Source organism: Ramlibacter sp. (assembly GCF_029866045.1).
In the GTDB taxonomy this organism is placed as follows: domain Bacteria; phylum Pseudomonadota; class Gammaproteobacteria; order Burkholderiales; family Burkholderiaceae_C; genus Ramlibacter.
Map to the genome: position 1 here is coordinate 1 of NZ_JARXAB010000145.1, position 12,298 is coordinate 12,298.

Here is a 12,298-nt window from a genome sequence, read left to right on the forward strand (position 1 = left end):
GGTGACCCGGCGCACGGTGAGCGAGTCGTCGACCACCAGCACCAGGGGTTGACGTGCGGCCACCGGTGGCTCGCCAATTTGCCCATGGTTCGCATCTTGCCCAAGCTGTGATGGCTGTGGCGCATCGCCCGGGCTGGCCACCGAAGCGCCGTCACCAGGAGCGAACGAGGCACCGCCTGAATCGCGTCCGGAGGCCTCGCCCGCGGCGAAGCGCCGGGCGCGGTCGCCGTAGACCGCCGCCAAGGCCACCGGGTTGTAGATCAGGATCACCTCGCCGGTGGCCAGCACGGTCATGCCCGCCAAACCTGGCAGCCGGGCCAGCTGCGGCCCCAGGTGCTTGACCACCACCTCGCGATGGCCCATCACCTCGTCAATTTGCAGCGCCAGGCGCTGGGCGGCGCTTTGGAGCAGGGCCACCGGGACCGCGCGGCTCAGACTTTCCTGGCTGGCGCGAGAGACGCGCAACAGCGCCCCGCCCCAGAAGAAGGGCATCGAGCCGCCACCCTCCAAGGGCCACTGGCCGCCAGTCTGCGCCGCAGCCAGCACCTGCGGCTCGCTGCGCAGCACCGTCTCGACCAGACTGGCCGGCACGCCGAAGCGCATCGACCCGCAGCGCATCAAGACCACATGGGTCACTGCGGTGGTGAGCGGCAGCAGCAGGCGGAAGGTGCAGCCCGCGCCCGGCCGGCTTTCCACCTGGATGCGCCCACCCAGGGCCTGAACCTCGGCGCGCACCACGTCGAGGCCGACGCCGCGGCCTGCCAACTCGGAGACGCTCGCGGCGGTGGAAAACCCGGGACGGAAGATCAGGTCAGCGGCGGCCGCCGGCGAGAGCGCCTGCGGCGTGTCGGCCAGCAAGCCCTGGCTACGGGCCTTGGCGGTGATACGGTCGAGGTCGAGGCCAGCGCCGTCGTCCTCAAAACGCAGGGCGATGTCATTGCCCGCCTGCTCCAGCACGATGCGCAGCAGGCCGCAGGCCGGTTTGCCCGCTTGCTGCCGCTCGAAGGCCGGCTCGATGCCGTGGGCAACCGCGTTGCGCAGCAGGTGCTCGAACACCGGGGTCATGCGGTCGAGCATGCCGCGGTCAACCTCGAGCGTCTCACCCTCGATCTCGAGACGCACTTCCTTGCCGCTGTCCTGCGCCGCCTGGCGGACGGTGCGCCGCAGGCGCTCGGCGATGGAGCCGATTTCCAGCATGCGGGTGCGCAGCAGGTCACGCTGCAGGTCGCGGGTTTGTCGCGACTGGGCGGACAGGTCGTCCTCGCTCACATCGACCGCGCGCGCCAGCTGGCGCTGCACGGTGGCGATGTCATTGACCGATTCGGCCATGCTGCGGGTGAGCTCCTGCATGCGGGTGAAGCGGTCCAGCTCCAGCGGGTCGAAGCCGGCCGCGCCCGGCGTGTGGCCCTGGCGGGACTGCATCTGGGTCTCGGCCTGAATCTCGACTTCCCGCAGTTGCTGGCGCAGGCGCTCGACACTGGTGGCCAACTCATGCAGGCCGCCGCGCAGGCCCGTGATCTCGGCCTCGACCCGGGCGCCGGTGATCATTACCTCGCCGGCCTGGTTCATCAGGCGGTCGAGCAATTGCGCGCGCACCCGGACCACGCCAGACGCACCGGCCCCTGGGCCTGGCCGTGCCAGACCCATACCGGGTTCGGTGGCTGGGACCTCGACAGGGGGCAGTGCCAAGCCCGGAGCGACCCCGGGCGGAGCAAGCGCCACATGGGCGTCTGCAGGCACCGATGACAGGGGCGCAGCAGCGCCTTGCACAGCGGGCGCGGTGACAGCTGAAAGTGGCGCGGCCAGACCCGTGGGCGCCGCGAGCGGGGTTGCCACGGCCAGGGCCGGGGCCAGCACGGGCGGGGCGGCGAGCGACGCCGGTAGGCGCAACCGGAGCCCCTCGAACTCAGCCTGCAAGCGATCGATGTGGCGGACAAGGTCGATCACAGCCGCAGAACGGGCCGCGTCGCCAGGCGGTGGCAGGGCCTCGGCCTGGGACTCGAGGGTATGGGCAAGCTCGCCCAGGGACCGCAGCCCGGCCAGCCGGGCTCCGCCCTTGACGGTGTGCAACAGGCGCAGCACCTCGGCCTGGGACGCCACATCGTCAGGGCGCTCGGTCCAGGTGCGGGCGGCGGTATCGAGCCGCGGCAGGAGCTCGAGCGCCTCTTCCTCGAACAGCGCGAAGATCATCGGATCGGCCGGCTCCTGCATGAGCGAGCCCAGGTCGATGTCCAGCGGCGTGGTTACCGCGCTGCGACTGGCCTGCGCACGCAAGCGCTCGAGCAGGACGGGGTCGGGCCCGCGCAAAAATCCTGCGGCGAACTGGTGCAGCAACTGCCGCATTTCTTCGCCCGCCTCGGCCAACAGGGCCGCGTCCTCGGCGCACTGCGCGGCGGTTTCACGGGTCGCAGCCGGTGCACCGTCATCGCCACTTGCGAGACGCTGAGCACGCAGACGCTCGAGCGAGGACTCCATGTGCCGAGCCAACTCGGACAAGCTGGCAAACCCGACGGTCGCCGAGCTGCCGGCCAGCGAGTGCGCCAGGGTCTCGAGCTCGGCAGGCGGCACGAGCGCCGGCGCGCGGCCCCAATTTGCAAGACCCTCCTGCAGCTGCAGGGAGTCCTCATCAGCCTCCTGAAGGAACACATTGAACAGGCCCGCCGGAATTCGCAAGGGCCCGATCTCCCGAACCTCGGGCGTGGTGTCCACGCGCCCGGACCACGGCGCTGGAGCCGGGGTCAGAGCGGGGGTCGGAGCAGGGGTGGTGGCCATGGCGTTTGGCTCTGTGCCAGCCAAGGGCTCCTGGTCCGAGAGGAGCGCGGTGTCGGTCACCGCACTGCCGGCAGGTGTGAGCTCGGCGCCGACCACGGCGGGCTCCTGGGGCTCTTCGATCGCCGGGAGCACCTCCCCCGGAAACAGCAGGGGCTGTACCTGCCCGTGCAAACGCAGGGCGTCGGCTGCTTCCACAAAGCTGGCGGCCTGCCAGGCCGCGAGTTCGGCGCCCGCCTGTGGGCCACCGGACTCACCTGCGGCCTGCGCCCATAGGGCCAGGCCCTCGAGGGCGCGGCTGGCGAGCTGGCGCAAGGGCGGGTCCACCTCGCGGGCCTGGGCGAGCCACGCATTGAGCACTTGCTCCAGGGCCCAGGCCGCCTGGCCATAGGCCTCCAGGCCCACCATCCGGGCGCTGCCCTTGAGCGTGTGAAAGCACCGTCGCAACACGGTGAGTGTGGCCAGATCCGCCGGCTGTCGCTCCAGCACAGCCAGGGCCTCACGGCCTTGGTCGATCACCTCGGCCGCCTCCTGCAGGAACACGCCGAGCAGCTCGGCGTCAGTGTCCAAAGCGCTGTCCGAGGCGCCTGGTGCTTCGGCAGCCGCTCGAGATGAATCCGCCGAGCCCGCGGAGGAGGCAGATGGCGCGCCGGCGGCGGCGCCCTCTGCGCCCCGCGGCGGCTGCAGGACCGGCGCTCGCCCCATCACCGAGCGCAACTCGCCACGGGCTTCGTCAAAGACAAACAGCTCCCGGGCCATTTGCGGCTGGTAATGGAGCATGTCGATGAGAAAGCCGAGCGCGCCCAGGTTCTGGCCTAGGGCCTCGACCAACTCCGCGGCCCGTGGGCCGTCGGGCTCACCCCACAAGGACTGCACCTGGTCGCGCATGCGCAGCACCGCTCGCGCCGCCTGCTCCAGACCCAGCACCGAAAGCACGCCGCGCATCTGCGAGAGCCTGCCGGGCGCCGCCTGCAAGAGGCTGCGGTCTGCGCGATGTCGGAAGAAGGCGTCGAGGTCCTTCTCCAACTCGCCCAGGCTGGCGCGCAACTCGTCGACCACGCTGCCCAGCGTCTGCCGGTCACTGGCCTGGCGGTAGAGGGATTCGATCCAGAACTCCAGGGGCTCGGGCGCTGCGCCGCGCTGCACCCGGCCCAGACGCTCGGCCAGCCGCTGGGCGCGCTCGCCGTGCAGGGGGTCGTGCGGGTCGAAATCCTGGCAGTGGGCCTCGAGGAACAAGATGGCGGTGGCCACCTCCATGGCCAAGGCTGCGGCAGGCGCCGTCGCCAGGGTGGCGACATGGTCGCCCACCGCCACCAGCGCCTGCGCGAGCGGCGCCAGCGGTCCATGCAAGCGCTCCAGCACCTCGCCCACCTGCGCCAGCTGTTCGACCGTCGACCGCAGCTGGTTCACCTCGCCGCCAGCCAGACTGGCCCAGCCCTCGCGGGCCGCAGCCAGGCGCTTGCGCGCCACCGCCAGCAGCGCGGGGTCGTAGCGGCCAAACGGGGCCGAATAGTGGTCTAGGGCCGGGGCGTCCGCCAGACCGCAGGCCGCCCGCAGCGCGGCCAGGCGCGGCGTGAGCCCGGGATCGGCCGGACCGGTCGCGGCACAGGCGTAGAGCAGCTCGTGGGCGAGGGGCGCGATTTCGGCCTCGGTGCCCGCCGCCCACTGCGAATAAGCCACCAGCAGACGGGAAGCGCCGCGCTTGGCTGCCAGGTCCACCTGCGCGGGCCGGGTCGCTTGCATCTCAAAGAAGGCTGCAGCCAGCCGCCACAGCCGGCGCCAGGCAGGTGCCGAGGGGCCGAGGCCTTGGGCCAGGTCACGTGCCAAGCCATCGCACAGGAAGGCGAGTTCGCTGGCGGGCGTGGCACTGCCCGTCTTGACGAACTGCAGCACCGCCTGGTCGAGCCGGGCGCGCAGGGCAACGCCCGTCGGAAAGTCCGAAACGACAGGCCCGGAATGCTGCGCCACATGGAGCTGCTCGGGGCCGCCACCGCTGAGCTCGATCGATTCGATGGCGTCGTCAGGGGCCTCCGGTGCGGGAGCCTCGAGCGCCTGCAGGTCGAGGCCCGGTGGCACGACCCACAGGTCCGCAGGGTGGGCGCGCTGGCGGGCGCGGGGGTCACCCGCGAGGTCGAGCAGCTCGCAGTACTGGGGATACAGCGCCACTGCCTCGACGCTGCGGCCGTGGAGTTGCGCGTCGATGAACTCGAGCACGGCGAAGGTGGCGCGCTGCTCCACTTGTCTGGCGCGCTCGGCGCCCACCGGGTCAGTCAGCGGCTGCGTTGCCTGGTGGCGGGCCAGCGCCTCGATCGCGGTCACCACCCGCGCAACACCGCCGTTGCCGGCCAGCTCGAGAGCGCCTGCAGCCTGATGCAGCGCCGCAGCGGCGACGGAAGCCTGGCCAGAGGCCAAGGCCTTGAGCGCGGCGTCGAGACAGCGGCCCACGTCTTCGGCGATCCAGGCCAGCGGGCCCATGTCCCGGTTGGCAGACGCAGGGACCTGCGCAGGTGCCCAAGGCTGAACGGGTGAAGCAGGCGAAGGGGACATCGGCACCGACATGGGTTTCAGCGATCAGGCAATCTTGAAGCGGGCCACCGACTGCCGCAAGGCCTCGGCGATTCGGGCCAGCTCGCGCACCAACTGCGCGGTGGAGCGGGTTCCCTCGCCCGTCTGCTCGGCGACCGCGAAGATGTGCCGGATGTTACCGGCCACCTGGTGGGCAGCCTGGGCCTCGGCATCGGCGGCGCCATAGATTTCGGCAATGAGGTCGGCCAGGCGACGCGAGACCCGGTCGATCTCGCCCAGCGCAGTGCCAGCGTTGTCGGACAGACGGGCGCCCTCGACCACGCCCTGGGTGGAACGCTCCATTGCGGCGACCGCGTCTTGCGTGTCGCCCTGGATCGCCTTGACCAGCCCGGTGATCTGCCGTGTGGCGTCGGCCGAGCGCTCGGCCAGGCGCTGCACCTCTTCGGCCACCACCGAGAAGCCGCGCCCAGCCTCACCCGCCGAGGCAGCCTGGATGGCGGCATTGAGGGCCAGCACATTGGTCTGCTCGGTGATGTCGGAGATGAGCTCGGTGATCTCGCCGATTTCCTGCGAGGACTCACCCAGGCGCTTGATGCGCTTCGCGGTGTCCTGGATCTGGCCGCGCAATGTGTCCATGCCGCCCATGGAGGCCTGCACCGCCTGCAAGCCCTGGGCGGCCGCTTGGAGCGAAGTCCGGGCGACGTCGGCCGCCTCTTGCGCCTGGCCGGATACGCCGATGATCCGGTCCGCCATACCCAGTACGGCCTCACCGGTGTCGTGGATCTCGCGCAGTTGTTCGGCAGAGGCGGCGAGCAACTCGGTGGAGGTGAGCTCGACTTCGGCAGTGGTCTGCGCCACACGGCCTGCGCCCTCCTGCACCTGGCCGACCAAGGCGCGGAGTTCTTCCACCGTGTAGTTGACCGAGTCGGCAATGGCGCCGGTGATGTCTTCGGTGACGGTGGCCTGCTGGGTGAGGTCGCCCTCGGCGACCCCCTGCAGCTCGTTCATCAGGCGCAAGATGGCCGCCTGGTTGGCGTCGTTGACACGGCGCGCCTCCTGCTCCTGCTGCTCGGCCGCATGCCTCTGGTCCTCGGCCAGGTGCTGGCGCCGGCGGCTGTCGCGCAACTGTGTCCAAGCCATGGCTACAGCGCTGAGCAAAGCGGCGAGACCCGACAGGGTGAGCACCGACAGCCCGGCCCAGCCCAGGCCCGCCTCCTGCGAGAGTTGATCCTGAAGCGCGTTGAGCCCGCGGCGCAGCGGCTCGCTGTCACTCACGATGACTGCCTGCGCCTGGCGCGCCGACACCAGGCCGGGGAGGTGGTCCAGGATGGCGGAGGCGTCGCGCCGGGTCTGGTCGTACTGCTGCAGCAGCAACTGCAGGCGCTCTCGGGTGGCCTCGTCACGGGTGGGAGGCAGACGCAGCTCGGGGCTGCCGTCCTGCAGCGCGAGGGCCAGCTGGCGGAAGGTGTTGAGGTCACGCGCGAGCAGGAACACCGCCTCGGCACTGACCCCGTCCTGGGTCAGGAACTCGTTGGCAGACTTGCCGATACGCTGGGTCAGCATGACCAGCTGGCCTGCGGAAGAAATCTGGGCCGATGTACCCCCCTGCTGCAACTTGAGCGAGGAGATGGTTTCGGCCAGCTCCAGCAGGTCGGCACTGTGCCGATTGATCGCGCGCAGGGCCTGCCCGGCCTGGGTCAAGGTCTTTTCCTGCGCCAGCAGTTGCTCCGCCTGCCGGCCGGTGCGATCGGCCAGCGGCTGGAGCGGCTCGATCGCGGCGGCATGGGAACCCTCGAGGGCACGCAGGCCCAGCTCGGCGTCGCCCTGGCGCAGACCGGTGACCGTGCGCAGCAGGATGCCTGCGCTCTCGCGGACCTCGGCGAAGGCCTCCGGGCGTCCGATCAGTGCCTGCGACGCCGCCTTGGCCAAGCGCTGCGACTGCATCAGGGCCTGACCCGTGCTGGCCAGTTGCAGGCCCAGATGGTCGGCGCGACGCACCACCAGCACCGAGCCCGCCACCAGCACCAGGAGCGAGAGCACCAGCGTGGCCTGCAGCAGACGCTGCACGCGGTGACCGGCCGGCCCGCCGGACAAGGGGCCAGGCTGGGTCCACGGGGCATGCCAGCGCGGGAGACCCCGCAGCGAGAAGTGGGGCCAAAGGCGGATTCGCTGGAGCAGGAGGGCTGGGGACATGATCAGATCGGCTGGTTGGCGGGGCGATTCGCGGGGACAGGGAAAGGGGTGGCAGGCGGGAATCGGCGTGCGTTCGTTGTGCGTGCGCAATACTGAGTGCGGAGCGTGGACGGCGGCGTCAAAAAAGGGGGCAGCAGCGTACGTGGCCTGGCCTCAATCGGCCAGGGAAAGAAAGCGCGGATCGCGCGCCAGCGCGGCCAGGGACAGCGCCTGCCAGACCTGACCCTGGGCGTCGCTGTAGCGGGGCCCGAACCAGGCGGGCGCCGGCGCCTGCGGCGCCACGCTGGAGGGGAAATCGTCCGGTCCGCGCAGGCCTGCTAGGCGGTCCACCCGCAAGGCACCGTTGACCTCCAGCTGGGCATGAAAGGTGACCAGGCGGGCCTCCTCGCCGACCTCTGGCGACGCACGGCGCAGGCCCGAGCTGGGAGAGCCCGGGAGCGCCTCGCTGTCGTCACCGAGGAAGGGGGCCAAATCGATCGCCGCCCAGAGCCCACCCCGCAGGTGGGCCACCCCCAGGAACCACGCCTGGGTGTAGGGCACCCGCTGAGGTGGGGCGTAGGGAAATATTTCGCCGGCCTGTGCCAGCGGCAGCAGGTAGCGGCTGGCGCCCGCGTGGACCGCCAGCCAACAGGCCTGGCCGTCATCGGCGGGCCCCGCCTGCAGGCGGCGGGCCAAGCGCTCCTGCATCGCGAGCAAGGCTTCACGGGAGGACATGGACTTTTCTTTCAGCCCAGGGCCTGGATACGAGCGAGCAACTCGCTCGGGTCGATCGGCTTGGTGAAGTAGTCGAGCGCGCCCTGGCGCATGCCCCAGACCCGGTCAGTCTCCTGATTCTTGCTGGTGCACAGGATCACCGGCAAGCCCGCATAGCGCGGGTCACGCGTGATGGTGCGGGTGAGCTGAAAGCCGTTCTGGCCTGGCATCACCACGTCGAGCAGCACCAGGTCGGGTCGGTCGTCGGCCATCAGGCGCAGCGTTTCCTCGGCGTTTTCAGCGGTGCGCACCAGGTAACCATGTTGCGTGAGCAGGTTGGCCAGGTAATGGAGTTCGGTCTTGGAGTCGTCCACGACCAGCACTTTGGAAATGGGCATTCAGTGGCCTCCGTCGGCGGGTAGTGCCAGCTGCCGCACGGCCTGCAGCAACTGGTCTTTGGTGAAGGGTTTGGAGAGGTGCTCGTGCGAGCCGACCATACGGCCGCGGGCCTTGTCGAAGACCCCGTCGCGCGAGGAGAGCATCACCACCGGGGTGGCGGCGAATTGGGCGTGGCGCTTGATGATGGCGCAGGTCTGGTAACCATCCAGACGCGGCATCAGGATGTCGCAGAAGATGATGTGCGGACGGTAGTCGAGAACCTTGGCCAGCGCGTCGAAGCCGTCCTCGGCCAGGAGCACGTCGTGCCCGCCCTGACGGAGAAAGACTTCCGCGCTACGGCGGATGGTGTTGCTGTCATCGACGACCAGCACACGCAATGGTTGCGGTACTGGGTCTGCCCTCGACGCGAGGTCGGACTTACCCTGATTCACTTGACGCTGCTCCCTGAAAGCCTCTGCGGGCTTGCGGGGGGCGCGTCCGGGGGATCAAACTACTCGGCACGCCGCTGTGAACGACGCGCGGAGGACGCGATCCCCCTAGATCAAATTTGGACCATCTCGAAGTCTTCTTTGCGGGCGCCGCATTCGGGGCAGGTCCAATTCATGGGAACGTCGACCCAGGCGGTGCCAGGGGCGATACCATGATCAGGCGCGCCGGCAGATTCGTCGTAAATCCACCCGCAGATCAGACACATCCAAGTTTTTGCTTCAGTCACAGCTTAAGGGCGCTTCCAAGGTAATGCAACGATTGTATCCACCTCAACAGCCACAAGAAACCGAATGATGCACATCCTTGAAGAAGAAAGGCCGTTGAGCATGAGCTCGATTTCAGCGGGCGCAAGCCCGCACATCGCCGCCTCCGCGGCCGACCCGAAAGAGCCTGCAAAAGATGCGGGCGCTGATGCCGAGGCCGCAGACGCCGAGGCCGCAGAAGATGCCGGTCCGCCCTGCATCATGACCTTCAACGCCAGCGATCCCAGCGGCGCTGCTGGACTTGCCGCGGATGGGGTGACCATGGCCTCGGTCGGCGGCCATGCGCTGCCGGTGGTGACGGGCGCGTATGCGCGCGACACTGCAGAGGTCTTTGATCACTTCGCATTTGACGAGGACGCAGTGGCCGAACAGGCCCGCGCCATCCTCGAGGATGTGCCGGTTCAGGTGATGAAGGTGGGCTTTGTGGGCAGCCCCGAGACAGTCAGCACGATTGCAGCAATCGCAGCCGACTACGCCGACATCCCGCTCGTGGCCTACATGCCCAACCTGTCCTGGTGGGACGACGCGCAGATTGAGGCCTACCTCGACGCCTTCCGCGAGTTGATGCTGCCGCAGACCACCGTACTGGTCGGCAACCACAGCACGCTGTGGCGCTGGCTACTGCCCGACTGGTCTGGCGACAAAAGCCCCAGCGCGCGCGACATTGCCCGGGCGGCAGGCGAAGCCGGCGTTCCCTATACCCTGGTGACCGGCATCCCGATGCCTGACCAGCACATCGACAACGTACTGGCCTCGCCGCAGTCGGTGCTGGCCAGTCGTCACTTCGAGCGCTTCGAGGCGGTGTTCTGCGGCGCGGGGGAAACTCTTTCGGCAGCACTGGCTGCACTGCTGGCCACCGGGACTGACCTGGCGGCCGCCACCGACGAGGCGCTGGAATACCTCGACGAGGCCCTGGACGCGGGCTTTCGCCCGGGCATGGGCCATGTGGTGCCCGACCGGATGTTCTGGGCCCAGCCAGAACCGGCAGAATCCGAGGTGGCGACTGAAGAGCAAGCCCAGGCCCTGCAGGTGCTGGACATGCCAGCGCCCGACACCAAACACTGATTGACTGCCTTTCGCCGCAACCCCTCCCCGTATCGACATCCCGCGTGGCCCCACGCCCCCATCGCATGACCCAGCAAGACCGCAACGAGCAACTCTTCGAACGCGCCAAGGCGCTCATCCCCGGCGGCGTGAACTCGCCGGTGCGCGCCTTCCGCGCCGTCGGCGGCACGCCGCGCTTCGTACAGCGTGCCCAAGGCCCCCACTTCTGGGACGCCAACGGCAAGCGCTATATCGACTACATCGGCTCCTGGGGTCCGATGATCTTGGGCCACGGCCACCCGGCGGTACTGGAAGCGGTGCAGAAGGCGGCGCTGGAGGGCTTTTCCTTCGGCGCGCCGACCGAGCGAGAAATTGAACTGGCCGAGGCCATTGTCAAAGCCGTGCCCTCCATCGAGATGGTGCGGCTGGTCAGCTCCGGCACCGAAGCCGCCATGAGCGCACTGCGCCTGGCGCGCGGAGCCACCGGGCGCAAAAAAATCATCAAGTTCGAGGGCTGCTACCACGGCCACGCCGACGCCCTGCTGGTCAAGGCCGGCTCGGGCCTGGCCACCTTTGGAAACCCCACGAGCGCCGGCGTGCCCGAGGAAGTGGCCCAGCACACCATCGTGCTCGAGTACAACAACCTCGCGCAGCTGGAAGAGGCCTTTGTACTGCACGGCAAGGAGCTGGCCTGCCTGATGATCGAGGCGATTGCCGGCAACATGAACTTCGTGCGCGCCAGCGTGCCCTTCATGACCCGCTGCCGCGAGCTGTGCACGCAATACGGCGCGCTCTTGGTGTTCGACGAGGTGATGACCGGTTTTCGCGTCGGGCTGGGCAGCGCGCAAGGCGTCTACGCCAAACAGATCCCGGGCTTCAAGCCCGACATCACCGTCATGGGCAAGGTGATCGGCGGCGGCATGCCGCTGGCGGCCTTTGGCGGCCCGCGCGCGATCATGGAGCAGTTGGCCCCGCTGGGCCCGGTCTATCAGGCTGGCACGCTTTCGGGCAACCCGGTGGCCACCGCCTGCGGCTTGGAGACGCTCCGGCAAATCAGCATGCCCGGCTTCTTCGAGGCCCTCTCGGCGAAGACCCGTACCCTGGTCGACGGCCTCACGGCGGCCGCCAAAGCCGAGGGCGTTCCCTTCAGCGCCGACTGCGAAGGCGGCATGTTCGGCTTCTTCTTGCTGCCCGAGCTGCCGCAGAACTACCAGAAGGTGATGACCAGCGACGGCAAGAAGTTCAACGCCCTCTTCCATGGGCTGCTCGATCGCGGGGTGTACATCGCCCCGGCGCTGTATGAGGCGGGTTTTGTGAGCGCTGCGCATACGCAAGCAGACATCGAAGAATCCATCGCCGCTGCGCGCGAGGTGTTCAAGCAACTCGCGGCCTAGCCGCGCCCATAAGGTCGTGAAGCAACGCGCAGCGGCCTTTCACCATTCAAAAGGCCCGGGTCTCCCGGGCTTTTTGCTTGATAGACGAGAGCGCCTAGGCGTACGTCGACACCGGCAAGTGTCCCCATCGGGCGCAATGATGGGATCTATCCAAATGAATGATTTGGGTCGAGGGGACGCGAGGCCTAGGATGGCCCTTGAGACAAGGATGGGCCGGCAGGGCCGCAGCACCGTTCGAGTCATGCGACAACGGCCCCTGCAAGGAGACAAGATGCCCGGTTCATTCAGCACGCCTTTCCGCCGGCGAATCATCCAGTTGGCGGCTCTCTGCCTAGCCCTGCCCTCTGCTTTTGCACAGACGACGGACTACCCGAACCGCCCGATCAAGCTGGTCGTTCCCTTTGCCGCAGGGCAAAGCATCGACGTTGTCCTGCGCGCCATCATCGAGCCCTTGAGCCAGGAAGCCAAGGTACCGATCTTGATCGAGAACCGGCCAGGCGCGGCCGGCTTCATCGCCGCCCAGGCAGT

8 protein-coding genes and 1 pseudogene are annotated in these 12,298 nt (G+C 68.8%); 3 read left to right on the top strand and 6 right to left on the bottom strand.

Features of this window, described 5'->3' with window-relative positions; all coding sequences use genetic code 11:
- The 6 genes from QE494_RS14860 to QE494_RS14885 all read right to left on the bottom strand — a co-directional run.
- Positions 1–5,244 (bottom strand): Hpt domain-containing protein (locus QE494_RS14860; protein WP_300044401.1); only part of this gene is annotated, 5,244 nt, incomplete at its 3' end.
- A 96-nt stretch (positions 5,245–5,340) separates the two neighbouring features.
- Positions 5,341–7,488, bottom strand: a complete 2,148-nt coding sequence (locus QE494_RS14865; protein WP_300044403.1) for a methyl-accepting chemotaxis protein — start codon at positions 7,486–7,488, stop codon at positions 5,341–5,343.
- Positions 7,489–7,641: 153 nt separating this feature from the next.
- Positions 7,642–8,202 carry a chemotaxis protein CheW gene (locus QE494_RS14870; RefSeq protein ID WP_300044406.1) on the bottom strand — a complete coding sequence of 187 codons (561 nt, stop codon included), beginning with the start codon at positions 8,200–8,202 and terminating at the stop codon, positions 7,642–7,644.
- Between the two features lie 11 nt (positions 8,203–8,213).
- Positions 8,214–8,579 carry a PleD family two-component system response regulator gene (locus QE494_RS14875; RefSeq protein WP_300044407.1) on the bottom strand — a complete coding sequence of 122 codons (366 nt, stop codon included), beginning with the start codon at positions 8,577–8,579 and terminating at the stop codon, positions 8,214–8,216.
- On the bottom strand, positions 8,580–9,011 hold the full coding sequence (locus tag QE494_RS14880) for a PleD family two-component system response regulator (protein WP_300044409.1): 432 nt from the start codon (positions 9,009–9,011) through the stop codon (positions 8,580–8,582).
- A 110-nt stretch (positions 9,012–9,121) separates the two neighbouring features.
- Entirely contained in the window at positions 9,122–9,274 is a 153-nt protein-coding gene (locus QE494_RS14885; protein ID WP_300044411.1) for a rubredoxin, read from the bottom strand.
- 121 nt (positions 9,275–9,395) lie between these two features.
- Between QE494_RS14885 and QE494_RS14890 the strand changes: the two genes are divergently transcribed.
- From QE494_RS14890 to QE494_RS14900, 3 genes and pseudogenes are all read left to right on the top strand, one after another.
- Complete coding sequence (locus QE494_RS14890; RefSeq protein WP_300044412.1) at positions 9,396–10,397, top strand: bifunctional hydroxymethylpyrimidine kinase/phosphomethylpyrimidine kinase; 1,002 nt, start codon at positions 9,396–9,398, stop codon at positions 10,395–10,397.
- A 65-nt stretch (positions 10,398–10,462) separates the two neighbouring features.
- Positions 10,463–11,770 (top strand): glutamate-1-semialdehyde 2,1-aminomutase, encoded by a 1,308-nt coding sequence (gene hemL, locus QE494_RS14895; RefSeq protein WP_300044413.1) that lies wholly within the window; start codon positions 10,463–10,465, stop codon positions 11,768–11,770.
- A gap of 271 nt (positions 11,771–12,041) precedes the next feature.
- Positions 12,042–12,298 (top strand): annotated as a pseudogene (locus tag QE494_RS14900) (tripartite tricarboxylate transporter substrate binding protein); the annotation flags it as partial.

Excerpts from the sequence above, each read along its gene's own strand:
- QE494_RS14885 (WP_300044411.1), bottom strand. The coding sequence starts at position 9,274 with ATGTGTCTGATCTGCGGGTGGATTTACGACGAATCTGCCGGCGCGCCT.
- QE494_RS14875 (WP_300044407.1), bottom strand. The coding sequence starts at position 8,579 with ATGCCCATTTCCAAAGTGCTGGTCGTGGACGACTCCAAGACCGAACTC.
- QE494_RS14870 (WP_300044406.1), bottom strand. The coding sequence starts at position 8,202 with ATGTCCTCCCGTGAAGCCTTGCTCGCGATGCAGGAGCGCTTGGCCCGC.
- QE494_RS14890 (WP_300044412.1), top strand. The coding sequence starts at position 9,396 with ATGAGCTCGATTTCAGCGGGCGCAAGCCCGCACATCGCCGCCTCCGCG.
- QE494_RS14865 (WP_300044403.1), bottom strand. The coding sequence starts at position 7,488 with ATGTCCCCAGCCCTCCTGCTCCAGCGAATCCGCCTTTGGCCCCACTTC.
- hemL (WP_300044413.1), top strand. The coding sequence starts at position 10,463 with ATGACCCAGCAAGACCGCAACGAGCAACTCTTCGAACGCGCCAAGGCG.